The organism is Ottowia oryzae, assembly GCF_003008535.1.
Lineage (GTDB): Bacteria > Pseudomonadota > Gammaproteobacteria > Burkholderiales > Burkholderiaceae_C > Ottowia > Ottowia oryzae.
Genome location: NZ_CP027666.1, coordinates 1,229,293 through 1,250,726, shown reverse-complemented (window position 1 = coordinate 1,250,726; position 21,434 = coordinate 1,229,293). Strand labels below are relative to the sequence as shown.

24 protein-coding genes are annotated in these 21,434 nt (G+C 68.2%); 3 read left to right on the top strand and 21 right to left on the bottom strand.

What is annotated here, in order from left to right:
- Positions 1 to 32 precede the first annotated feature (32 nt).
- The 13 genes from rplO to glpK all read right to left on the bottom strand — a co-directional run bounded on the left by rplO (position 33) and on the right by glpK (position 8,028).
- Entirely contained in the window at positions 33 to 464 is a 432-nt protein-coding gene (gene rplO / locus C6570_RS05945) for a 50S ribosomal protein L15 (protein WP_106702397.1), read from the bottom strand.
- A gap of 11 nt (positions 465 to 475) precedes the next feature.
- Positions 476 to 661: a 50S ribosomal protein L30 gene (rpmD, locus tag C6570_RS05940; protein ID WP_106702396.1), complete on the bottom strand. Its 186-nt coding sequence runs from the start codon at positions 659 to 661 to the stop codon at positions 476 to 478.
- A 14-nt stretch (positions 662 to 675) separates the two neighbouring features.
- Positions 676 to 1,197: a 30S ribosomal protein S5 gene (gene rpsE / locus C6570_RS05935; protein ID WP_106702395.1), complete on the bottom strand. Its 522-nt coding sequence runs from the start codon at positions 1,195 to 1,197 to the stop codon at positions 676 to 678.
- Between the two features lie 17 nt (positions 1,198 to 1,214).
- Complete coding sequence (gene rplR / locus C6570_RS05930; RefSeq protein ID WP_106702394.1) at positions 1,215 to 1,580, bottom strand: 50S ribosomal protein L18; 366 nt, start codon at positions 1,578 to 1,580, stop codon at positions 1,215 to 1,217.
- A gap of 11 nt (positions 1,581 to 1,591) precedes the next feature.
- Positions 1,592 to 2,125, bottom strand: a complete 534-nt coding sequence (gene rplF / locus C6570_RS05925) for a 50S ribosomal protein L6 (RefSeq protein WP_106702393.1) — start codon at positions 2,123 to 2,125, stop codon at positions 1,592 to 1,594.
- 12 nt (positions 2,126 to 2,137) lie between these two features.
- Entirely contained in the window at positions 2,138 to 2,533 is a 396-nt protein-coding gene (rpsH, locus tag C6570_RS05920) for a 30S ribosomal protein S8 (protein WP_106702392.1), read from the bottom strand.
- 18 nt (positions 2,534 to 2,551) lie between these two features.
- Positions 2,552 to 2,857: a 30S ribosomal protein S14 gene (rpsN, locus tag C6570_RS05915; RefSeq protein WP_106702391.1), complete on the bottom strand. Its 306-nt coding sequence runs from the start codon at positions 2,855 to 2,857 to the stop codon at positions 2,552 to 2,554.
- A 9-nt stretch (positions 2,858 to 2,866) separates the two neighbouring features.
- Positions 2,867 to 3,406: a 50S ribosomal protein L5 gene (gene rplE, locus C6570_RS05910; protein WP_106702390.1), complete on the bottom strand. Its 540-nt coding sequence runs from the start codon at positions 3,404 to 3,406 to the stop codon at positions 2,867 to 2,869.
- Between the two features lie 8 nt (positions 3,407 to 3,414).
- A complete protein-coding gene (gene rplX, locus C6570_RS05905) occupies positions 3,415 to 3,735 on the bottom strand; it encodes a 50S ribosomal protein L24 (RefSeq protein WP_106702389.1) in 321 nt (106 codons plus the stop codon).
- Positions 3,736 to 3,747: 12 nt separating this feature from the next.
- A complete protein-coding gene (gene rplN, locus C6570_RS05900) occupies positions 3,748 to 4,116 on the bottom strand; it encodes a 50S ribosomal protein L14 (RefSeq protein ID WP_106702388.1) in 369 nt (122 codons plus the stop codon).
- Between the two features lie 195 nt (positions 4,117 to 4,311).
- Positions 4,312 to 5,937, bottom strand: coding sequence for a glycerol-3-phosphate dehydrogenase/oxidase (locus C6570_RS05895; protein ID WP_106702387.1), 1,626 nt, complete (start codon positions 5,935 to 5,937; stop codon positions 4,312 to 4,314).
- A gap of 51 nt (positions 5,938 to 5,988) precedes the next feature.
- Positions 5,989 to 6,255 carry a VOC family protein gene (locus C6570_RS05890; protein ID WP_245896316.1) on the bottom strand — a complete coding sequence of 89 codons (267 nt, stop codon included), beginning with the start codon at positions 6,253 to 6,255 and terminating at the stop codon, positions 5,989 to 5,991.
- 234 nt (positions 6,256 to 6,489) lie between these two features.
- Complete coding sequence (gene glpK / locus C6570_RS05885) at positions 6,490 to 8,028, bottom strand: glycerol kinase GlpK (protein ID WP_106702386.1); 1,539 nt, start codon at positions 8,026 to 8,028, stop codon at positions 6,490 to 6,492.
- Between the two features lie 104 nt (positions 8,029 to 8,132).
- On the opposite strand from glpK, the gene C6570_RS05880 reads away from it, so the two are divergent.
- Entirely contained in the window at positions 8,133 to 9,293 is a 1,161-nt protein-coding gene (locus C6570_RS05880; protein ID WP_106702385.1) for an esterase-like activity of phytase family protein, read from the top strand.
- Positions 9,294 to 9,305: 12 nt separating this feature from the next.
- Here the strand turns inward: C6570_RS05880 and C6570_RS05875 are convergent, their stop codons facing one another.
- A complete protein-coding gene (locus tag C6570_RS05875) occupies positions 9,306 to 11,681 on the bottom strand; it encodes an O-linked N-acetylglucosamine transferase, SPINDLY family protein (RefSeq protein WP_245896314.1) in 2,376 nt (791 codons plus the stop codon).
- Positions 11,682 to 11,745: 64 nt separating this feature from the next.
- On the opposite strand from C6570_RS05875, the gene proC reads away from it, so the two are divergent.
- On the top strand, positions 11,746 to 12,582 hold the full coding sequence (gene proC, locus C6570_RS05870) for a pyrroline-5-carboxylate reductase (RefSeq protein ID WP_106702384.1): 837 nt from the start codon (positions 11,746 to 11,748) through the stop codon (positions 12,580 to 12,582).
- Between the two features lie 49 nt (positions 12,583 to 12,631).
- On the opposite strand, the gene ubiA is transcribed toward proC, so the two are convergent.
- The 5 genes from ubiA to recG form a co-directional block, all read right to left on the bottom strand.
- Positions 12,632 to 13,543, bottom strand: a complete 912-nt coding sequence (ubiA, locus tag C6570_RS05865; RefSeq protein ID WP_106702383.1) for a 4-hydroxybenzoate octaprenyltransferase — start codon at positions 13,541 to 13,543, stop codon at positions 12,632 to 12,634.
- A gap of 66 nt (positions 13,544 to 13,609) precedes the next feature.
- Positions 13,610 to 14,437 (bottom strand): phosphatase PAP2 family protein, encoded by an 828-nt coding sequence (locus C6570_RS05860; protein ID WP_164675497.1) that lies wholly within the window; start codon positions 14,435 to 14,437, stop codon positions 13,610 to 13,612.
- A gap of 62 nt (positions 14,438 to 14,499) precedes the next feature.
- On the bottom strand, positions 14,500 to 15,483 hold the full coding sequence (locus C6570_RS05855) for a LysR substrate-binding domain-containing protein (protein ID WP_106702381.1): 984 nt from the start codon (positions 15,481 to 15,483) through the stop codon (positions 14,500 to 14,502).
- 110 nt (positions 15,484 to 15,593) lie between these two features.
- Positions 15,594 to 16,541 (bottom strand): Ig domain-containing protein, encoded by a 948-nt coding sequence (locus C6570_RS05850; RefSeq protein ID WP_211297650.1) that lies wholly within the window; start codon positions 16,539 to 16,541, stop codon positions 15,594 to 15,596.
- A 112-nt stretch (positions 16,542 to 16,653) separates the two neighbouring features.
- Complete coding sequence (gene recG, locus C6570_RS05845) at positions 16,654 to 18,909, bottom strand: ATP-dependent DNA helicase RecG (RefSeq protein WP_106702380.1); 2,256 nt, start codon at positions 18,907 to 18,909, stop codon at positions 16,654 to 16,656.
- Positions 18,910 to 19,041: 132 nt separating this feature from the next.
- On the opposite strand from recG, the gene queA reads away from it, so the two are divergent.
- Positions 19,042 to 20,109 (top strand): tRNA preQ1(34) S-adenosylmethionine ribosyltransferase-isomerase QueA, encoded by a 1,068-nt coding sequence (queA, locus tag C6570_RS05840; protein ID WP_106702379.1) that lies wholly within the window; start codon positions 19,042 to 19,044, stop codon positions 20,107 to 20,109.
- 115 nt (positions 20,110 to 20,224) lie between these two features.
- Here the strand turns inward: queA and arfB are convergent, their stop codons facing one another.
- Complete coding sequence (gene arfB / locus C6570_RS05835) at positions 20,225 to 20,623, bottom strand: alternative ribosome rescue aminoacyl-tRNA hydrolase ArfB (RefSeq protein WP_106702378.1); 399 nt, start codon at positions 20,621 to 20,623, stop codon at positions 20,225 to 20,227.
- A gap of 14 nt (positions 20,624 to 20,637) precedes the next feature.
- Positions 20,638 to 21,387, bottom strand: coding sequence for an RNA pseudouridine synthase (locus C6570_RS05830; RefSeq protein WP_106702377.1), 750 nt, complete (start codon positions 21,385 to 21,387; stop codon positions 20,638 to 20,640).
- Between the last annotated feature and the right edge of the window lie 47 nt (positions 21,388 to 21,434).

Here is a 21,434-nt window from a genome sequence, read left to right as displayed (position 1 = left end):
CACCTTCAAATCAGGTCTTTGCAACGCGCCGATCAGGCGACCGAACCGCCGGCAGCCTCGATAGCCGCCTTGGCACCGGCCGTCGCACCCACGCCAGTCAGCTTGACCGCGCGCTTGAGTTCGCCCGACTTGATGACTTTGACGACTTTGGCGATTTCACGCACCAGGCCCGACTTCTTGAGCGTCAGGACGTCGATCTCAGCGACTTCGAGGCGATCGAGATCCGACAGTGTCACTTCAGCGTTGAATTTCAGCGAAGCGGACTTGAAGCCGCGCTTGGGCAGACGGCGTTGCAGCGGCATCTGGCCGCCTTCAAAACCGACCTTGTGGTAGCCACCAGCACGCGATTTCTGGCCTTTGTGACCACGACCGGCGGTCTTGCCCAGACCCGAGCCGATGCCGCGACCGACGCGACGGCGCGGGCGCTTAGAACCCTCGGCGGGTTTGATGGTATTGAGTTCCATGATCCGATTCCTCAGACGATCTTGACCAGGTAGTCGATCTTGTTGATCATGCCGCGCACCGCAGGCGTGTCCTGCAGTTCGCTGACGCTGTTCAGCTTGCGCAGCCCCAAGCCACGCACGGTGGCGCGATGAGACTCTTTGCAGCCGATCGGGCTGCGCACCAGCTGAACCTTGACGGTTTTCTGTTCAGTTGCCATGACGAAACTCCAGATCAGGCGGTGAAGATTTCTTCAACCGACTTGCCGCGCTTGGCAGCCACTTCGGAAGGCGTCGTGCTGTTGCGCAGGGCATCCAGCGTGGCGCGAACCATGTTGTACGGGTTGGACGTGCCGTGGCTTTTGGCCACGATGTCGGTGATACCGAGCACTTCAAACACGGCGCGCATCGGGCCGCCCGCGATGATGCCGGTACCGCGAGGGGCGGGCGCCATCATCACTTTGGCAGCGCCATGGTGACCCGTCACGTCGTGGTGAATGGTGCCGTCTTTCAACGACACTTTCAGCATGTTGCGACGCGCTTCTTCCATGGCCTTCTGCACGGCAGCAGGCACTTCTTTGGATTTGCCCTTGCCCATGCCGACGCGGCCATCGCCGTCGCCCACCACGGTCAGCGCGGCGAAACCCAGAATACGGCCGCCCTTGACCACCTTGGTCACGCGGTTGACCGCAATCATCTTCTCGCGCAGGCCGTCCTCGGGACCGTCACCCTGCGTCTTAGCGTGAAACTTTGCCATTTGTCTGTCCTGCCGTCTTAGAACTGCAGACCCGCTTCACGGGCTGCTTCGGCGAGCGCCTTGACGCGGCCGTGGTATGCGAAACCTGCGCGGTCGAAGGCAACCTTTTCCACGCCGGCGGCCTTGGCGCGCTCAGCGATGCGCTTGCCAATGGCTTCTGCGGCGGCAACGTTGCCACCTTTGCCCGAAGCACCCAGCGACTTGCGCATTTCGGCTTCTGCGGTGGATGCGCTGGCCAGCACCTTGGCGCCATCTTCCGACACCACAGTGGCGTAGATGTGCAGGTTGGTACGGTTCACGGAGAGGCGCGCCACGCCTTTTTCGGCGATGCGGATGCGCGTCTGGCGTGCACGACGAAGACGCTGCGCTTTCTTGGTCAACATGATGCAGGTCCTTATTTCTTCTTGGTTTCCTTGATGACGACGCGTTCGTCGGCATACCGGATGCCCTTGCCCTTATAAGGCTCGGGCGGACGCACTTCGCGCACCTTGGCCGCCACCTGACCAACGCTCTGGCGATCGGCACCTTTGATGACGATCTCAGTCGGCGTCGGAGTGGCCACGCTGATGCCGGCAGGCATCTCGAAGTTGACGGGGTGCGAGAAACCGATGGCCAGGTTCAGCTTGTTGCCAGACGCTTGCGCACGGTAGCCCACACCCACCAGGGTCAGCTTCTTCTCAAAGCCCTTGCTGACGCCGACCACCATGTTGTTCACCATTTGACGCATGGTGCCGCTCATGGCATTGGCTTCGCGCGACTCATCGACGGGCACGAAAGACAGCTTGCCGTCTTCAATGCTGATCTTGACCAGCGAATTTGGCGCCAGCTTCAGCTCGCCACCAGTGCCTTTGACCGTGATCAGCTCATCTTTCAGCTGGACGTCCACGCCAGTCGGCACAGACACGCCCATTTTTGCGATACGTGACATGTGTACTTCTCCTTAGGCGACGTAGCACAGCACTTCGCCGCCCACACCGGTCGCACGCGCCTTGCGGTCGGTCATCACGCCTTTCGGGGTGGTGACGATCGCCACGCCCAGGCCGTTCATGACCTGAGGAATGGACGTGCTGCCTTTGTAGACGCGCAGGCCAGGACGGCTGACGCGCTCGATGCGCTCGATGACCGGGCGGCCCGCGTAGTACTTCAGCGAGATTTCGAGTTCGGATTTGCCGGCGTCAGACTTCACAGCAAAGTCGTCGATATAGCCTTCGTCCTTCAGGACTTGGGCAATCGCCACCTTGACTTTGGAGGACGGCACCGACACCGTCTGCTTGGCCACCATCTGCGCGTTGCGGATGCGGGTCAACAGATCGGCGATGGGATCACTCATGCTCATGTTGTTCTCTCCTGCCGATTACCAGCTGGCCTTGGTCACGCCCGGAATCTGGCCTTCGAAGGCGAGTTCACGGATCTTGGCGCGCCCCAGACCAAATTGGCGGAAGGTGCCACGCGGACGACCGGTCAGTTCGCAACGATTGCGTTGACGGGTGGGGTTCGCGTTGCGCGGGAGCTTTTGCAGCGCCAGACGGGCTTGCGCGCGATCTTCGTCGCTGCGCTTGGCGTCGTTGGCGATGGCCTTCAGCTCGGCGTGCTTCTTGGCGTACTTGGCGGCGAGTTTCTCGCGCTTGAGTTCGCGTTCGATCAAAGCTACTTTTGCCACGTCGTTACCTTAGTTCTTGAACGGGAAACGGAAGGCCGACAGAAGCGCTTTGGCTTCGTCGTCGGTCTTGGCCGTCGTGGTGATGCTGATGTTCAGGCCGCGCAGGGCATCCACCTTGTCGTACTCGATCTCAGGGAAGATGATCTGCTCTTTGACGCCCACGTTGTAGTTGCCGCGGCCATCGAACGAACGACCCGAAATACCACGGAAGTCACGCACGCGAGGCAGGGCCACGGTAACGAAACGATCCAGGAATTCGTACATGCGCACGCCGCGCAGCGTCACCATGGTGCCGATGGGCTGCTGTTCGCGGATCTTGAAGCCAGCGATAGCCTTCTTGGCCTTGGTGACCACGGGCTTCTGGCCGGCGATCTTGGTCAGATCGGCGACAGCGTTGTCCATCACCTTCTTGTCGGCAACCGCCTCGCTCACACCCATGTTGAGCGTGATCTTGGTGATGCGCGGGACTTCCATGGGCGACTTGTAGCCGAACTTCTTGATCAGTTCGGGCGCCACTTTTTCGCGGTAGTGTTGTTGCAGTCGTGCCATTTTTAACCTCACGCCGCCTTGATTTCTTCGCCGCTGGACTTGAACACGCGCACGCGGGTACCGTCCTGCAGGGTTTTGATACCAACGCGATCAGCCTTGCCCGAAGCCTTGTTGTAGATGGCTACGTTGGACTGGTGGATGGGCATCGATTTTTCGATGATGCCGCCGGTCACACCCTTCATGGGGTTGGGCTTGGCGTGCTTTTTGACGACATTGATGCCATCGACCACCACGCGCTCAGGGCACACGCGCAGCGACACGGTGCCGCGTTTGCCCTTGTCACGGCCGGTCAGCACGATGACTTCGTCGCCCTTGCGAATCTTGTTCATGACGCGCCTTTCTTACAGGACTTCAGGAGCCAGCGACACGATCTTCATGAACCGCTCGGTGCGCAGTTCGCGCGTGACCGGGCCAAAGATGCGGGTGCCGATGGGCTCCAGCTTGTTGTTGAGCAGCACGGCGGCGTTGCCGTCGAACTTGATGAGCGAGCCATCGCCACGGCGAATGCCCTTGGCAGTGCGAACCACCACGGCGCTGTAGATCTCGCCTTTTTTCACGCGACCACGCGGAGCAGCTTCTTTGATGCTGACTTTGATGATGTCGCCAACGCTCGCATAGCGGCGCTTGGAGCCACCCAGCACCTTGATGCACTGGACGGACTTGGCGCCGGTGTTATCGGCGACCTCGAGTCGAGATTCAGTCTGGATCATTTCAAATGTTTCCCAACTTGCACCCAGCTCGGCCGCTCACCGGAGCCGGCGGGCGCAATGCGTAAGCTGGATCAGTCTTGGGCCCGCCGCTGAAAACATTGCGCCGAAAAACATTCGGCGCCGCACCAGCGATTGGGGCAGATTTCCACCCAAATTGGGTGAAGCCCGCCATTGTGGCAGGCTCATTCTCGAATGTCAACTCTTTGCGTGAATCGTGGCGCCAGACTGTGTGCGCGGGTTCGCCCCGTAGTGCGCGGCCAATTCCAGAAACGAAGCCAACTGCCCGTCAGCGCCCAACTCTTCATGCAGGACAGCAGCGACCTGCGGCGCGGCCGTGGCGGCCTGGGCGGCGTCCAGAAACAGCTGCCGAGAGCGCCTTGCCAGCACATCCTCGACCGTGCGGGCGTACTCATGCCTCACAGCAAAGCGCACCATCGCCTCGCTCAGCCCCGGCGCCAGCCAGCGGTCGGCGCCGGGCAGCGCGTTCACCTGGGCGGCTTCGCTGCCATACAGATGCAGCCCCGGCGGCTGGGTGATGGACACGCGCTGCGCGCCTCCTGCGCCACCCGCCCCCACCAAGTGCAAGCCCGCCGTTGCGCAGGCGCCACGCGGCAGCAGCACGCCCGCTTGGGTGCACCGTGCCAGCACGTCGGCAGCCATGGCGCGGTAGGTGGTCCATTTGCCGCCCGTGACGGTGACCATGCCCGATTTGCCGACCAGGACGGTGTGCTCCCGGCTGATCGCAGCGGTGTCGCCGTCCGCGACTGTGGGCTTGACCAGCGGGCGCAGCCCGGCCCACCGGCTCTTGATGTCCGCGCGAGTAGGCGCTCGCTTAAGGTATTTGCCGGCCTCACGCAGGATGAAGTCGACTTCGGGCTCGGTCGCGCCCGGCTCCAGGGGCACGTCGGTGCGCGGCGTGTCGGTGGTGCCCAGGATGAGCTGGCCCAGCCACGGCACGGCGAACAGCACGCGGCCATCGGCGGTGCTGGGCACCAGCAAGGCGTGGTCGCCGGGCGAGAAGGATTGGTCGACCACCAGATGCACGCCCTGGCTGGGCGCAACCAGCGGCGCGGCGGTTTGCCCGGCCGCTTCGGCGTCGCGCTCACGCAACACATCCACCCAAACGCCGGTGGCGTTGACCACGCAGCCAGCCTGGATGCGGAATTCGCGCCCCGTCTCGGCGTCGCGCGCGACCAGCCCCACGGCGCGGCCCGCGTCGTGCAGCACATCGACGGCTTCGCAGTAATTGACCAGCAGCGCGCCATGCTGGGCGGCCGTGCGGGCAATGGCCAACGCCAGGCGCGCGTCGTCGAACTGGCCGTCCCAGTATTTCACGCCGCCCTTGAGCCCCTGCGGCTGCGCGCCGGGCAGCTGGCGAAGCGTCTCGCGGCTATTGAGCCACTCGGTGCGCCCCAGGCCGGCGCTGCCGGCCAGCGCGTCGTACATCTTCAGGCCCATGCCGTAGAAAGGCGTTTCCCACAGCTTGTACGACGGCATGACAAAAGCCAGCGGCTGCGCCAGGTGCGGCGCGCTGGCGAGGATGTGCACGCGCTCGTGCAAGGCTTCGCGCACCAGGTGGACATTGCCCTGTGCCAGGTAGCGCACACCGCCGTGCACCAGCTTGGTGGCGCGCGACGAGGTCCCCTTGGCGAAGTCGCGCGCCTCGATCAGCACCACGCTGTGCCCGCGCTGAGCCGCGTCCAGGGCCACGCCCAGGCCGGTAGCGCCGCCGCCGACGATGGCGATGTCGTACTTCTTGGGCTCGGCCAGGCGCGCCAACAGGGCCGCGCGGTCGGTGGGCAGGGGCGAATCGAGGGCCATGGCCGAACGATACCGCAGCCCGCCGCGCCTAACCGGGCGCTGCCGCCCCGCTCAATCGGTGTTTTGCGCGATGCGCCAGACCACGCCAGAAGGGTCGGTCAGCGTGAAATCGCGCATGCGCCAGGGCTGCTGCTGGATAGCGCCGACGTGCACACCGTGCTCGGCAAACGCCTCGGCCACGCCCGTGGCCTGCACGTGCAGCCACCACGCGTCCACATCCTGGACGAGCAGGTGCATGTGAAAGCCGCCGCCATCCAGCGCCGCACCGCTGTCGTCGCACAGCAGGAAAGCGGCATGGTCTCGGTGGAAGTACGCCACGCACCGCCTTCGGATGCCAGGGTGAAGCCCAGAGCCTGGTAGAAGCGCTTGCACAGCGCCCAATCGCGTGTGGGCACAAAGGCCTTGATCTCGGTGACGTGCAGGTTGGGGGCCGCAACAGCTTCAGGGTTCATTGGGCTAAACACTCATTTTTTGATAGCTGCCTGCGCACACTCATCAAGCGCTACAGGCCGATTCGATACTGAATCTTGGCTTCTGTTGCGCACAAGCGCTTCACCGCGCCTGCGCCCAGCCACCTGAGCGCTGCACCGCCTCGCGCCAGCGGGCGATGCGCGCCAGGCGGGCGGGCTCGGTCAGGTGCGGCTCAAAGCGCTGGTCCACGGCCCACTGGGCGGTGATGGCGTCGCCGCCGGCCCACACGCCGGTGGCCAGGCCCGCCAGGTAGGCCGCGCCCAGGGCGGTGGTTTCGGTGACCTGCGGACGCACCACGGGCACGCCCAGCAAGTCGGCCTGCATCTGCATGAGCAGGTTGTTGCGGCTGGCGCCGCCGTCCACACGCAGCTCGGTCAGCGGCAGGCGGGCGTCGCGGCTCATCGCGCCAAACATGTCGGCCGACTGAAGGGCGATGGCCTCCAGCGCGGCGCGGGCGATGTGCGCTCGCGTGGTGCCGCGCGTCAACCCCACCAGGGTGCCGCGCGCGCTGGCGTCCCAGTCGGGTGCGCCCAGGCCGGTGAAGGCGGGCACCAGGAAGACGTCGTCGGTGTCGGGCACGCTGGCGGCCAGTGCTTCGACGTCTGACGATTGGTCGATGATCTGCAGGCCGTCGCGCAGCCACTGCACGGTGGCGCCGGCCATGAAGACCGAGCCTTCCAGGCAGTACGCCGTGCGCTGGGCGCCGGCCAGCTCGGGCCCCTGCCAGCCCACGGTGCTGAGCAGCCGATTGCGGCTGGCCACCGGGCGGTCGCCCGTGTTCATCAGCATGAAGCAGCCGGTGCCGTAGGTGTTCTTGGCCATGCCGGGCGCAAAGCAGGCCTGCCCGAAGGTAGCCGCCTGCTGGTCGCCCGCGATGCCGGCGATGGGAATGTGCGCGCCCAGCAGCCGGGCGCTGGCTTCGGCCACCACGCCGCTGGAGGGCACGACGCGCGGCAGCAGCGCGCGCGGAATGCTGAACAGGCGCAGCAGCTCGTCGTCCCAATCCAGCGTGTGGATGTTCATCAACAGCGTGCGCGAGGCGTTGCTGGCATCGGTGACGTGCACGCCGCCCTGCGGGCCGCCCGTCAGGTTCCAGATCAGCCAGCTGTCGATGGTGCCGAAGGCCAGCTCACCCGCCTCGGCGCGGGCGCGGGCGCCGGGCACGTTGTCCAGCAGCCATTCCAGCTTGGTGGCCGAAAAGTACGCATCCAGCACCAGGCCGGTCTTGCGCTGGATCATCGCGGCCTGCCCGGCCCGGCGCAGCTCGTCGCACCGTGCGCTGGCCCGGCGGTCTTGCCAGACGATGGCGGGGGCCACCGGCCGGCCCGTGGCGCGGTCCCACAGCACAGTGGTTTCGCGCTGGTTGGTGATGCCGATTGCTACTATTTCTGCAGCGCCCACCGCAGTCTGGACGGGCGCCAGCGTCAGTTTTTGAATGCATTCCTGCGCCACGGCCAGCTGCGTGCGCCAGATCTCGGCGGCGTCGTGCTCCACCCAGCCGGGCTGCGGGAAGTGCTGGCCGAACTCACGCTGCGCCAGCGCCACCACGCGGCCATTCAGGTCGAACGCGATGGCGCGGCTGCTGGTGGTGCCTTGGTCCAGGGCGAGGATGGTGCGCATGGGCGCAAGCGTAGCGGATGCGCAGCGGCAGCCCCATTCGGCAGCCGCCGCAGCACAGGCAGCCCCGTTGCGCCATCGGCCGAACGACGTAGACTTGCGCCCCGATGCAGCCATCCCCCTCCTTCACCCGCACCCGCCGCGCCCTGCTGGGCGCCCTGGCCGGTGGCGCGGCCGTGGGCGCAGGCCTGATGGCCGCTGGCGGGCGCGCCTTTGGCCTGGGCGCCGGGCCCACCGCCTTGCGCCTGCTGGCGCACGCCAGCTTGACGTCGGCCGTGCAGTTCAAGGACACCACGGTCGGCGGCCTGTCGGGCCTGGCTTACGACCCGGCCAGCCAGCTTTGGTACGCCCTGTCGGACGACCGGGGGCGGCGCGGCCCACCGCGCTGCTACGTGCTGCGCCTGCCGCCACCCGTGGCCGGGCAGCCGCTTACGCCGGAATGGGTCGACACCATCTTGTTGCGCGGCCCCGGCGGCAAGCGCTTTCGCGAAGACGATGTCGACCCCGAAGGCCTGGCGCTGCGGCGCAACCCCATCACGGGCGAGCTGACGCTGCTCTGGGTCAGCGAAGGCAACATCCGCACCCGCGTGCCGCCTGCGATGTACGAATCCAGCCTGGACGGCCGCTTGCTGCGCGAACTGACGCTGCCCGCGCACCTGCGCGAAATCGGCCGCAGCAACCGTGGCCCGCGCAACAACGAAACCCTGGAAGGCCTGACGCTGACGCCCGATGGCCGCCACGCCTGGGTGGCCATGGAAGGCGCGCTGGCGCAAGACCGTGGCCGCGCCGGCATGCTGCCACGCGCCGAACCCGGCCCGTGCCGGTTCACCCGCATCGACCTGGCCAGCGGACGCGCCGACCTGCAGGTGGCCTACCAGCCCGAGCCGATGCCGTTTGGCCCCACCATGCCCAGCGGCCCGGCCGAAAGCGGCGTGGCCGAAATCCTGATGCGGGACGAACACCGCCTGTGGGTGCTGGAGCGCGCCTGGTCGATCAGCACCGGCGTGTCCGTGCGCCTGTATGAGGCCGAGCTGCCCGGCGCCACCGACACGCTGAAGATCGACACCCTGCGCGCTGGCCGCTATGAGCCCGTGCGCAAGCGCCTGCTGCTGGACCTGCGCGATAGCGGCCTGCCCCATGTCGACAACTTCGAAGGCATGGCCTGGGGCCCGCCGCTGCCCAACGGGCACGCCTGCCTGGTGATGTGCACCGACGACAACTTCAACCCCCTGCAGGTCACGCAGTTCGCGGCGTTTGAAGTGGCCTGAACCCGCTGCGGGTCAGGCACCCGTGCGGCCAGTGATTTCGATCGCTTGCAGCGGCAAACCTTGCAGTTGACGCTCGTCCATCGCCAGGTAAGCCGCCTCGATGTGCCGCGCGAAAAGCGTGGCATTGAACAGCGGCGAGCTGGCGCGGTTGGCCTGCAGGCGCTGGCGCAGGGCCTGCAGCTGGTTGGCGTCGTTCGCCAGTTCGATGGCGCGGGCTTCATAGTCGGCGGGCGTCGTGGTCACCAGCTCGGGCAAACCGACGGCGCGCAACAGGCTGGCCGCCACCCGACCAGCGAATGCGTTGCCCAGTTGCGTGAGCACCGGCAAACCGGCCCACAGGGCATCGCTGGTGGTGGTGTGGGCGTTGCAAGGCAGCGTGTCCAGAAACAGGTCGGCCAGCCGGTGGCGGGCCAGGTGCTCGTCCAGCGGAAGGCGCGGTGCGAACACCAGGCGCGCCGGATCAACGCCGCGCCGTTGCGCCTGCTCTTTCAGGCGGCGGGCGGCGCCGGCGTTGTCCTCTAACAGCCACAGCACGCTGCCTGGCACGGCCTGCAGCACGCGCATCCAGCTGTCGAACGTGGCTGGGAGGATCTTGTAGTTGTTGTTGAAACAGCAGAACACAAAGCCCTGCGCGGGCAAACCCACTTCTTCGCGCGTGAAGACCCGATCCGCGATGCGGCGCTGCGAATCGTTGACCTGGTAGGAATGCGGCAAAAGCACCGGCTTTTCCGTGAAGTGCGGGTACAGCGACGGCGGCAGCACCGTCTTGTCGGCGATCACGTAGTCCATGTAGTCGGCGCCCGTCGTGCCGGGGTAGCCCAGGTAGCTGACCTGCACCGGCGCGCAGCGCTGCGCAAAGATGCCCAGGCGGTTGTCGCGCGTGAAGCCCTTCAGGTCCACGGCAATGTCGATGCCCAACTGCCGGGACAGCGCGGCCACGTCGCTGTCGGAACGGTCGCGCACGTCCAGAAACTGGTCGAACGATTTGCGCAGGCGCGCGCGCATCGGGTCGTGCGACACGGGGCCGTAGGAAAAACCAAACCATTCAAACTGACTGCGGTCGTGGCGCTCGAACAGCTCTGCCATCAGGTAGGCGGTGGCGTGCTCATGGAAATCGGCCGAGTAGTAACCCACGCGAATCTTGCGGCTGGTGCTGCGCGCAACGGCCGGCGCGGCTTTGGCGCCACCGGGGTATTCAGAAGCCACCATTTGGCGCGCACAGGCCAGCTGCAACTCGGGCGAGTCCAGCAGCGCGAGCGTGCGAAAGGGGTGGATGCGGCTGTCCCCGCGCTGGATGGCGGCGGTAAGCTTGGCCAAGCCCTCATCCATCCAGTGCCAGTCGTTGACGGCGGCCATTTCGCCCAGCAGGTTGGTCAAGGCGCTGGGCAGTGCCGGGTTCAGGTCGTAACCGCGCTGGTACGCCGCCAGCGCCTCTTCGTGCCGCCCAGTTTCGCTCAGCAGGTTGCCCAAAAGGTGGTACGACTCGACCTGCTGGGGGTTGAAGCGGATCGCGGCGGTCAAATCGGCCTCGGCCGCGTCGTACTGCCGCAGCCCCAGGCGCGCACTGCCCCGGTTGCTGAGCGCCTCGGGGTACTGCGCGTTCAAGGCCAGGGCGCGGTCCAGGCTCTGGATGGCCTCGGGCAGGCGCTTCATCTTGAGCAGCGCCGTGCCGCGCGTCAGGTGCGCCTGCGGCACGTTGGGGGCGTGGGCGATGACGGCATCCATGCAAGCCAGCGCCTGCGCCAGATCGCCTTGCGCCAGAAGCAGCGCGCCCAGGTTGAAGCGCGCCTGAATGAAGGTCGGGTCCAGCGCCAGCGTGCGCTCGTAGCCCTGGCGCGCTTCGTCCGTTCGGCCCGCCGCTGACAGCAGGGTCGCCCGGTTGTAGTGGGCCATGGCCAGCTCGGGCGACAAGGCGATGGCGCGCTCGAAGGCGGCCAGCGCTTCGGCCTGCCGCTGCAGGCGCAGCAGCACGTTTCCGCGGTTGAAGTGCGATTCCAGCTGGTCGGGCTGGAGCGCGATGGCGCGGTCGTAGGCGCGCAGGGCGTCTTCCAGCTGCCCGTTTTGCAGCCAGGTGTTGCCGCGCACCAGGCACTGCGCTGCGTCTTCGGGTAAATCGGTGCGGTTCAGCGCAGGTGCGCTGACGGTGGGCATGGTCGCGGCGGTGGCGGGCGTCGTGGTGGACGCAGCAGCGGCCGTGGTGACGGGCCGGGCGGCGGGCGACGCGGGGGCGCCCCAGCCGCTGAAACCCGGTTTGCCCGCCGACTGGCCGGGCGTCAAATTGAATTGGTACTTCTTTACGTCGGTCATGGATGAGGGTGAAAAGAGGTAGCGCGTGCCGCCCGACACGGGGCGCAGGAAACGGGGCGTGGCCGCGGCCTGCGGCCGCATCGGGTCAGTCTAGCAGCGGCGCTTCTACACTTGCAGGCATTGCCACCTTCTGCGTTTTGCCACCATGACTGCCTCCGCTTCACTGCCCGCCGACACCCGCATCGCCTTCATCGGGGGCGGCAACATGGCCAGCGCCATCATCGGCGGCCTGATCCGCCGCGGGCTGCCTGCCGCGCAGATCCAGGTGGTGGAGCCGTTTGAAGCCAGCCGCGCCAGTCTGGCGCAGCAGCACGGCGTGCATGCCCAGCCCGCCGCCAGCGACGCGCTGGCCAGCGCCGATCTGCTGGTGTGGGCCGTGAAGCCGCAAACCTTCCGCGACGCCGCCGCGCCCGTTGCGCCCTACGTGGGCGGGGCGCTACAGCTGTCGGTGATGGCGGGCATTCGGGCCGACGCCATCGCCGCCGCCAGCGGCAGCGCGCGCGTGGTGCGCTGCATGCCCAACACGCCCGCGCTGGTCGGCCAGGGCATGACCGGGCTGTTCGCCGCACCGGCCACCACCGCCGCCGACCGCGCCCTGGCCGAGGCGGTGATCGCCACCACGGGCGACTTTCTGTGGGTGGAGCGCGAAAAGCAGCTGGACGCGGTCACCGCCGTCTCAGGCTCGGGCCCGGCCTACGTCTTCTACTTTCTGGAAGCCATGCAGCAGGCCGGCGCCCGCCTGGGCCTGAGCGACGAGCAGGCGCGCCGCCTGGCCATCGGCACCTTTCTGGGCGGCAGCGCCCTGGCCAAGGATTCGCCCGAAGCCCTGTCCACCCTGCGCGAACGGGTGACCAGCAAGGGCGGCACCACCTACGCAGCCTTGACGGTGTTGCAGGACGAGGGCGTGGCCGCCAGCCTGGGCCGCGCCATCGAGGCGGCCGACCGCCGCGCGGCGGAGCTGGGCGACGAATTCGGCCGCTGAATTCGGCCGCAAGATTCGGCTGTTGAGTTGGGGTGGCCAGCGCGGCCGTTCAGCCGCCCCACCCCAGGCCCAGCACAATCCCGCAAAACACCGCAAAGCTGATCCAGTGGCTTTTGCTGAAGGCCACAAAGCAGCCTTCGCGCGTGCGCTGGCGGATCAGGCTGAAGTGCCACGCCACCTGCGCCAGCGCCACGCCCCAGCCCGCCAGCAGCCAGGGCGACGGCGCGCGCTGCCACGCCACGGCGGCCCACAGAGCCAGGTAGGCCAGGAAGAAGGCCATGACCGCCGCCACGTCGAAGCGCCCCAGGGTGATGGCCGAGGTTTTCATGCCGATCTTCAGGTCGTCGTCGCGGTCGACCATGGCGTATTCGGTGTCGTAGGCCAGCACCAGCGCGATCTTGCCGATGAACAGCCACAGCGCGTCCAGCGGCACGCTGCCCAGCACGGCGGCGTACGCCATCGGAATGCCAAAGCCGAAGGCGATGCCCAGCACCGCCTGCGGCATCGAGAAAAACCGCTTGGTGAACGGGTAAAGAATGGTCACCAGCACGGCGGGCACCGACCACAGCACCACAGCCCGGTTGGTGGTGAGCGCCAGGCCCAGCGCCGCCAGCGCCAGCACGGCGCCCAGCAGCAAGGCTTCGCGCACGCTGACCTGGCCGCTGGTGATGGGGCGCTGCGCCGTGCGCTTGACGTGGCGGTCAAAGTCGCGATCAGCCACGTCGTTGATGCAGCAGCCGGCCGAGCGCATGAGGATGGTGCCGCCCACGAACACCGCCAGCAGGTGCCAGCCGGGAAAGCCGCCCGCCGCCAGCCACAGCGCGCCCAGCGTGGGCCACAGCAGCACCAGCCAGCCAGCCGGGCGGTTCCAGCGGATCAGGTCGAGGTAGAGCGACAGCTTGCTGCGTGCGGGCGCGCCCCGCGCGAGCGGTGAAGACGGTGAAGGCGTACTGGGCTTCATACTATACAAATCATAGCTTGCGGCGCTTGCTACGCCAGCGCTGGCGGCACATTTCATTCATAACCATCAGCGCCGATAAGGGTCGGCGTAGCCCGCCACCACCGGGCGCAGCGCGACGGTGGCGCAGGCCAGAAGCGCGCCCGCCCACAGCAGGCCGCCCACCACGTCGCTCAGGTAATGCGCGCCCAGCACCACGCGGCTGGCGCCCACGGTGGCCACCACCAGCGCGGTAAACAGCCCGGCCACCCACTTCGCGCCGGGGCTGGCGCCACGGCACAGCAGCCAGCACAGCAGGCCAAAGACCAGCACGGCCGCCGAGGTGTGGCCGCTGGGAAAGCTGAAGCCCGACACCAGCACTTCGGCCGCCGTGCCTGGGCGCGGGCGAGCGACGGCGCCCTTCAGCACGCGAATCCACAGGCTGTTGATCGACGTGGTCAGCAGCCAGCCCCAAGCCAGCGCGCCGGCGCCGCGCGCCCACAGAACGACGCCCACCAGCACCGCCAGCGCGGTCATCGGCAGCACGTCGGTGGCGTTGCCCAGGCGCTGGGCCGATTCGCGCCAGCCCTGCGCGCGCAAGGCCGCGCCCCAATCCGCGGCGGCTTGGTCCCAGGCCAGCTGCAGCGGGTGGCCGCCGTGGGCGATCACCCAGGTGAGCGCGGCGGCCGACACGCCCAGCACCGCCGCCAGCGCCAAGGTCCAGCCGCCTACGCGCGGCCTGGGCCAGCGCGGGGCCGCGCGCCGCGCGCGGTGCGCCGATACGCCAGCCAGCACCAGCAGCAAGCCCAGCACCCACGGGGCGGCCGGGTCGAACCAGGTTTGCAGCCGAACCACCGAATGCGCCACGCCCGCCGCGCCCTCGGCGGCCCAGACTGGCGTGCCGCACAGCAGCAACAAAGAAAAGATCCCCCCAATCGCCCCCAGGGCATGGCGCGGCGAAGGCGATGCGCCAGGCCACCTCATGCGCTCAGGCGCTGCACGCCCGGCAGTTCGCAGGCGTACACGGCATTGCGCAAGGCGGCGATGGCCTCGTAGCGGGTAAAGCTGCGGCGCCACGCCAGCACTACGCGCCGCGCGGGTGGGGCGCCCTGGCCATCGGCCTCGCGCACGGGCAGGTAGCGCACGAAGCTTTCGTCGCTGTGCGCCGGGCTGGCCACGCCGCCACCTTCGCCCGCCAGCAGGCCGGGCGGCACCGACAGGCGCGGCACCAGCGTCACGCCCATGCCGGCGGCCACCATGTGCTTGATGGTTTCCAGCGACGAGCCTTCAAAACTCTTGCGGATGCCCTCGGCGTTGCTGGCGTAGCGGGCAAATTCGGGGCACACCTCCAGCACGTGGTCGCGAAAGCAATGCCCGGTGCCCAGCAGCAGCATGGTCTCGTTCTTGAGCTGCTCGCTGGTGACCGACGTCTGCCCGGCCAGCGGGTGGCTCTTGGGCAGCGCGGCAACGAACGGCTCGTCGTACAGCGGGGCAATGGCCAGGCCCGTGTCTGGGAAGGGCTCGGCCAGGATGGCGCAGTCGATCTCGCCGGTGCGCAGCATCTCCAGCAGGCGCACGGTGAAGTTTTCCTGCAGCATCAGCGGCATCTGCGGCGTGCGCTCGATGATCTGGCGCACCAGGTCGGGCAGCAGGTACGGCCCCACGGTGTAGATCACGCCCAGGCGCAGCGGGCCGCCCAGCGGGTCTTTGCCGCGCTGGGCGATTTCCTTGATCTCGGCCGCCTGCTCCAGCACGCTTTGCGCCTGCCGCACGATCTGCTCGCCCAGGGGGGTGACGGCCACTTCGCCCGCGCTGCGCTCGAACAGCTTCACGTCCAGCTCTTCTTCCAGCTTCTTTACCGCCACGGACAGGGTGGGCTGCGACACGAAGCAGGCTTCGGCGGCCTTGCCGAAGTGCTTCTCGCGCGCCACGGCGACGATGTATTTGAGTTCGGTCAGGGTCATGCCAGGTCCTGCATGGCGCCCATCATAGGCAGATCACGCTGCCCGCACACTCTGCGTGTTGGTCAATCAGGCCCAGGGCCGGCGTCATGGCGTCGGCCCCGGAGTGCGTGTCAACCGCGCAGACCCCGGCGGCGCGTTTGGCGCAGGCCCAGCGCGCCCAGTGCCAGTGCGAGTACGCCGACGCCCCAGACTTGCATGGTCGGCACCGCAGTAGGCGCCGCGGCGATCACGATGGTGACCTGCTGTGGCAGCGATTCAACCGGACCGTTGGCCGCCAGGATCGTGACGTTGTACGTGCCTGGCGAGGTCGGCGTGCCCGAGATGACGCCGGATGCCGGGTCGATCGTCAGCCCTGGCGGCAAGCCCGTGGCGCTGTAGGTCAGTGCCACGCCATCATCGGGGTCCGAATCGGTGGCCGCGACCGTGTGGGTGTAGCCCACGCCAACGGAGCCGGTGGCGGGCGGCACAGCGCTGGTGATCTCAGGAATGCCCGCGCTCAGCGCGGCCAGGCCTCGCCTGCAGCCGGTGCCCGCCATGCCGGCGCCGTTGATCGTCAACGCACTCACCCCGTGCAAGCGGCAGGAAGTGCGCACCGCCCCGTCGAGTGGCGTATCTGCCCTGCTGTGTTGCAGTACGCCGGTGGCTTCATCCCAGCTGATACCTGATGCGGTCGCCGGCACCTCGCACCGTGCACCGATCGGCAGCCGAACGCCCTCGTTGGGGCAGTTGATGCCGGCAATCTCGAAAGTCAGATCCACCGGCTTGTTGAAGGTCCATGTCTGCAGCGCCGCCCGCACGTCGTAGTGGTAGTACGTCGGAACGCCCGCTACGTTGATGGTCTGCCAAGGCCCGCCTCCGGCGACGCTCCAATCGGCCTCGATCGACGCCAGACTGCCATTCTGCGGCGCAGCCCCCAGACCATTCAGTGGAACCGGTGCGGTCTGCGCCCATGCGCCGGTGGCGCCAGCCACACACAGGGCCACGCACAGGCGCAATGCCGCGCGCTGAACCTTGATCTTCCTGTCCATTGATTTCCTCTCCCTTTCGTTGATCTGCATGGCCCAAGGCCGCACCTGTGACCGATCGATACTAACGGAAGGATCGGCGCGGGTGGTCCCCGAGGCGCTTGCCATCAGGACCGCGCCATGCAAGGCCTGGTCCGGGGCGCTTTCAGACCTTCAAGAAATCCACCCGTCCGCCCAGCCAGCGGCCGATGTGGCGCACCGCCAGCTCAGGAGACTCGTCCAGCATGCGCGGGGCAACCTGGCGGGCCCATTGCAGCAGCGGCGCATCTTCGGCCAGGTCGGCAAAGCGCAGCAGCGCCGCCCCGCTTTGGCGCGCGCCCAGAAATTCGCCCGGGCCGCGGATCTCCAGGTCGCGCCGGGCGATCTCGAAGCCGTCGCTGGTCTCGGCCATGGCCCTCAGACGCTCGCGCGCGGTCTCACCCAGGCGCCCACCCTCGGGCGCCGAATACAGCAGCACGCAGGCCGAGGCCGCCGCGCCGCGCCCCACGCGCCCGCGCAGCTGGTGCAGCTGGCTCAGGCCAAAGCGCTCGGCGTGCTCGATCACCATCAGGCTGGCGTTGGGCACGTCCACGCCCACCTCGATCACCGTGGTGCTGACCAGCACGGCCATCTGCCCGGCGGTGAACAGCGACATGACCGCCTTCTTCTCGGCCGGTGGCATGCGCGAATGCAGCAGGCCGACCAGGGCGCCGGGCGCACCCTCGGGCGCCAGCGGGGCGGCTGGCGGGTTCAAGGCCGCGCTGAGTTCGGCGTGCGTGGCGGTGGCGTTGGTCAAATCCAGCGCCTCGCTTTCCTCGATCAGCGGGCACACCCAGTACACCTGCCGCCCCTGCGCGATCTGCGCGCGGATGCGCTCGATTACCTCGTCGCGCCGCGCGTCACTGACCAGCTTGGTGACCACCGGCGTGCGCCCGGGCGGCAGCTCGTCCAGCGTGGACACGTCCAGGTCGGCGTAGTAGCTCATCGCCAGCGTGCGCGGGATGGGGGTGGCGCTCATCATCAGCAGGTGCGGCTCTTGCGCGATGGCCGGCGCCGTGCCGTGGCCGTCTTGCTCACTTTCCGATAGCTTCTTGCGCAGGGCCAGCCTTTGTTCCACGCCAAAACGGTGCTGCTCGTCGATGATGGCCAGGCCCAGTCGGCGGAATTTCACCTGCTCTTGAATGACAGCGTGCGTGCCGATCACCAGCGCCGCTTCGCCGCTGTCGATCAGCGCCAGCATCTCGCCGCGCGCCTTCTTTTTCTGGCTGCCCGTCAGCCACGCCACCCGCTGGCCGCGCGCGGCCAGCAGCGGCGCCAGCCAATCGACCAGCTTGGCAAAGTGCTGCTCGGCCAGGATTTCGGTGGGCGCCATCAGCGCGCATTGCCAGCCCGCGTCGATGGCGATGCACGCCGCCAACGCCGCCACCACCGTCTTGCCGCTGCCCACGTCGCCTTGCAGCAGGCGGTGCATGGGCTGCTGGCGGGCCAGGTCGTGCGCGATCTCTTCGCCCACGCGGCGCTGCGCCCCGGTCAGCTGGAAGGGGATGGCCGCCAGCAGCTGCTCATGCAGGCCGCCGGGCTGCGCGCGCAGCACAGGCGCACGCAGGCGGTGGCGCGCGCGGCGGGCTTGGTGCTGCGACAGTTGCTGGGCCAGCAGCTCCTCCGCCTTCAGGCGCTGCCAGGCAGGGTGCGTGTGGTCTTCCAGCTGCGCCAGCGATACGTCGGGCGCCGGGTGATGCAAAAACGATAGCGCCTCGCGCAGGCTCCACAAGCGCTGACGGCCAATTTCACTTAAGACCTGCGCGGGAATGGTTTCCGACACATCGGCCCGCGCCAACCCCGCCAGCACGGCCTTGCGCAGATAGGGCTGGGGCAGCTGCGCCACCGTGGGGTACACGGGCGTCAGCGCGTCGGGCAGTGCGCCGCCGGCCGCGCGCACGGTGGGGTGCATCATCGTCCAGCCGGCAAAACCGCCGCGCAGTTCGCCCCGCGCGCGGATGCGCGTGCCCACCGCCATCTGCTTTTGCTGCGACGGGTAGAAGTTGAAAAAGCGCAGCACGCAGCTGTCGGTGCCGTCGTTCACCTTCACCAGCAGCTGGCGGCGCGGGCGGTAGGTGATTTCCTGGTCGGTCACCTCGCCCTCGATCTGCGCCAGTTGCCCGTCGTAGGCGCTGGCCAGCGTGACGATGCGCGTCTCGTCCTCATAGCGCAGCGGCAGGTGCAGCGCCAGGTCGATCGGGCGCGTCAGGCCCAGTTTACGCAGCGCCCGCTGGGCCGGCGTGGGCGCGCCGCTCGCGGCCTTGGGTTCGCTGACTGCCGCCGCCTTGCCGCGCCGCCCGGCGCGGGCCTTGCGCGCGGCGGGCGCGCCCTGGCCATCCGCGCGCGGCGGCTGGGGGGTAGCGTCGTCCACCGATTCAGGCATGGGACAATTTTGCCCCGACGCGCCAGCGGCCCCGCGCCCGCACGCTTTGGTGCGCGCACCGCCGGGGCTTCTTCGTCACACATTCCCTTTCACACCTTCACTTGGCACGGGCCTGTCCGGCCCTCAAGCACCATGACGCACTTCACCACCAGCGATTTCGACTTCGCCCTGCCCCCCGAACTGATCGCCCAGCACCCCGCGGCCGAGCGCAGCGCCTCGCGCCTGCTGCACGGCAGCGGCCCGCAGCCGGTGGACCGCGTGTTCCGCGACCTGCCCGCGCTGCTGAACACGGGCGACCTGCTGGTCTTCAACGACACGCAAGTCGTCAACGCCCGCCTGTTTGGCGAAAAGCCCAGCGGCGGCAAGCTGGAGCTGCTGGTCGAGCGCGTGTTGGCCGACGGCACCGTGGCCGCGCACATGAAGGTCAGCAAAAAGCCCCTGCCCGGCGCGCGCCTGCGCATGGCCGGCGGGTTTGAGGCCGAGCTGCTGGGCCGCTGGCCGAACGCCGACGGCCCGCTTTTCCACCTGCGTTTTTCGGGCGACGCGTACGAACTGATGGCGCTGCACGGCCACGTGCCACTGCCGCCCTACATCGAGCGCGCGCAGGCGGGCGACGCGGCCACCGGCGACACGCCCGCCCGCCGCGAAGACCAGGCGCGCTACCAGACCGTGTTTGCCAAGCACCCCGGCGCCGTGGCCGCGCCCACGGCCGCGCTGCACTTTGACGAGGCGCTGCTGGCCGCGCTGGACGCGCGCGGCGTGCAGCGCGCCGCCGTCACGCTGCACGTGGGCGCGGGCACCTTCCAGCCCGTGAAGACCGAGGCGATCGACCAGCACGTGATGCACTTCGAGCGCTACCGCGTGCCGCCCGAAACGCAGGCCGCCATCGCCGCCTGCCGCGCGCGCGGTGGGCGCGTGGTGGCCGTGGGCACGACCAGCGTGCGCACGCTGGAAAGCTGGGCCGCCTCCGGCCAGGCCGAGGGCGACACCAACATCTTCATCACGCCGGGGTTTCGCTTTCAGGTGGTGGATGCGCTGATCACCAACTTCCACCTGCCGCGCAGCACGCTGATGATGCTGGTCAGCGCGCTGGCGGGGCACGCGCACATCATGGCGCTGTACCGCCACGCCATCGCCCAGCGCTACCGCTTTTTCAGCTACGGCGACGCGATGTGGCTGGAGCGCGCGGCGCAGGCTTGAGCGCGGGCGCAGCGCCAGAAACTATTATTTTGATAGCTTCCAGCGCTGGCTCCACCTGCGCCAGCGGCCTTTTCTCTCAGACACGATGATCTGAAAGCGCTGGCCGCCCTGCCACTCACACATCAGGCTTGCGGCGCATGGCCTTGACTTGCGCGCGGATGGATTTGCCCTCCAGCCGCCGCTGCTTTGATCCGTAGGTGGGCTTGGTCGCGCGGCGCACTTCGGGCACGTGCGCCGCTTCCGTCACGATGGCCTGCAGGCGTTCCAGCGCCAGGGCGCGGTTTTGCTCCAGGCTGCGCGAGGTTTGAGCCTTCAGCACCAGCACGCCTTCCTTGGTGACGCGGCGCCCGGGCAGCGCCAACAGCCGCTCTTTCACCGCCGCTGGCAAGGACGAGGCCGCAATGTCAAAACGCAGGTGCACCGCGTTCGACACCTTGTTCACGTTCTGCCCGCCCGGCCCTTGCGCGCGCATGGCGGTGAATTCGACTTCGTCCTCGCGCACCTCGGCCGCCATGCCTTGCCGCCCTGTTAAAAGCGCTCGCCCATCGGCAGGTAGCGCCACTGCCCCAGCGGCAAGCCCGCCAGGCCGACGCGCCCGATGCGCAGGCGGCGCAGCGCCACCGCTTGCAGCCCCACCTGCGCGCACATCCAGGCCAGCACGGGCGGCGCGATGCCCTTCTCGGCAAAGCGCAGGCGCGCCTCGCTCTGCCAGCTGACGTGCGCGGGCGGCAGCGCCTGGTCGTGGCGCACCAGCCCGTGCTTGAGGCGCGCCAGACCGCCGGGCGCGATATCGCCCGTTACGTCGACCAGCCATTCCTGCTCCAGCCAGTCGGCGTCTACGGTCAGCTTGCGCGTGATGTGCGGCGCCTGGCTGAACACGCACAGCCCGCTGGCCGCGGCGGGCAAGGCCATCAAAGGCCGCAAGCCGCGCAGGTGCGTGCTGTTGCGCTGCACGCCAGACGCATCACCCGGCCAGCGCGTGGCTTCGTCCAGCAGCGCCAGGGCGTCGTCCAGCCCCACGCCGGCGGGCTTGTTGAGCAGAAACGTGGCCGCCTCGACCGGCTGCAGCCGCGCGGCCGCATCCACCTGCACTTGCTGCGCGGGGGTCACGCGGGCCTGCGGCACGTCCACCCGCTGGCCGTCCACCCGCACGCGCCCTTCGGTGATGTACTGCTCGGCCTCGCGGCGCGAGCACGGCACCAGCACCGCCACCACTTTGGACAGGCGCTGGCCTTCGGCATCTCCGGGCTGGAGCGTGGGCGGGGTGGCGGCGGTCATGATGGGCGGCGCCGGGTGAAGCCGAGCCCGTGCGGCGCGGCGGCGGT

What these genes read in the sequence shown, in the direction of transcription:
- C6570_RS05850 (WP_211297650.1), bottom strand. Translation starts at nt 16,541, where the DNA reads ATGCAGATCAACGAAAGGGAGAGGAAATCAATGGACAGGAAGATCAAG.
- arfB (WP_106702378.1), bottom strand. Translation starts at nt 20,623, where the DNA reads ATGGCGGCCGAGGTGCGCGAGGACGAAGTCGAATTCACCGCCATGCGC.
- rpsE (WP_106702395.1), bottom strand. Translation starts at nt 1,197, where the DNA reads ATGGCAAAGTTTCACGCTAAGACGCAGGGTGACGGTCCCGAGGACGGC.
- glpK (WP_106702386.1), bottom strand. Translation starts at nt 8,028, where the DNA reads ATGCGCACCATCCTCGCCCTGGACCAAGGCACCACCAGCAGCCGCGCC.
- rplF (WP_106702393.1), bottom strand. Translation starts at nt 2,125, where the DNA reads ATGTCACGTATCGCAAAAATGGGCGTGTCTGTGCCGACTGGCGTGGAC.
- C6570_RS05855 (WP_106702381.1), bottom strand. Translation starts at nt 15,483, where the DNA reads ATGACCCTGACCGAACTCAAATACATCGTCGCCGTGGCGCGCGAGAAG.
- C6570_RS05830 (WP_106702377.1), bottom strand. Translation starts at nt 21,387, where the DNA reads ATGACCGCCGCCACCCCGCCCACGCTCCAGCCCGGAGATGCCGAAGGC.
- rpsH (WP_106702392.1), bottom strand. Translation starts at nt 2,533, where the DNA reads ATGAGCATGAGTGATCCCATCGCCGATCTGTTGACCCGCATCCGCAAC.
- rplR (WP_106702394.1), bottom strand. Translation starts at nt 1,580, where the DNA reads ATGTTGACCAAGAAAGCGCAGCGTCTTCGTCGTGCACGCCAGACGCGC.
- rplN (WP_106702388.1), bottom strand. Translation starts at nt 4,116, where the DNA reads ATGATCCAGACTGAATCTCGACTCGAGGTCGCCGATAACACCGGCGCC.
- rpmD (WP_106702396.1), bottom strand. Translation starts at nt 661, where the DNA reads ATGGCAACTGAACAGAAAACCGTCAAGGTTCAGCTGGTGCGCAGCCCG.
- C6570_RS05875 (WP_245896314.1), bottom strand. Translation starts at nt 11,681, where the DNA reads ATGCGGCCGCAGGCCGCGGCCACGCCCCGTTTCCTGCGCCCCGTGTCG.
- proC (WP_106702384.1), top strand. Translation starts at nt 11,746, where the DNA reads ATGACTGCCTCCGCTTCACTGCCCGCCGACACCCGCATCGCCTTCATC.
- C6570_RS05895 (WP_106702387.1), bottom strand. Translation starts at nt 5,937, where the DNA reads ATGGCCCTCGATTCGCCCCTGCCCACCGACCGCGCGGCCCTGTTGGCG.
- C6570_RS05880 (WP_106702385.1), top strand. Translation starts at nt 8,133, where the DNA reads ATGCAGCCATCCCCCTCCTTCACCCGCACCCGCCGCGCCCTGCTGGGC.
- rplX (WP_106702389.1), bottom strand. Translation starts at nt 3,735, where the DNA reads ATGAACAAGATTCGCAAGGGCGACGAAGTCATCGTGCTGACCGGCCGT.
- rplE (WP_106702390.1), bottom strand. Translation starts at nt 3,406, where the DNA reads ATGGCACGACTGCAACAACACTACCGCGAAAAAGTGGCGCCCGAACTG.
- queA (WP_106702379.1), top strand. Translation starts at nt 19,042, where the DNA reads ATGACGCACTTCACCACCAGCGATTTCGACTTCGCCCTGCCCCCCGAA.
- rplO (WP_106702397.1), bottom strand. Translation starts at nt 464, where the DNA reads ATGGAACTCAATACCATCAAACCCGCCGAGGGTTCTAAGCGCCCGCGC.
- recG (WP_106702380.1), bottom strand. Translation starts at nt 18,909, where the DNA reads ATGCCTGAATCGGTGGACGACGCTACCCCCCAGCCGCCGCGCGCGGAT.
- ubiA (WP_106702383.1), bottom strand. Translation starts at nt 13,543, where the DNA reads ATGAAGCCCAGTACGCCTTCACCGTCTTCACCGCTCGCGCGGGGCGCG.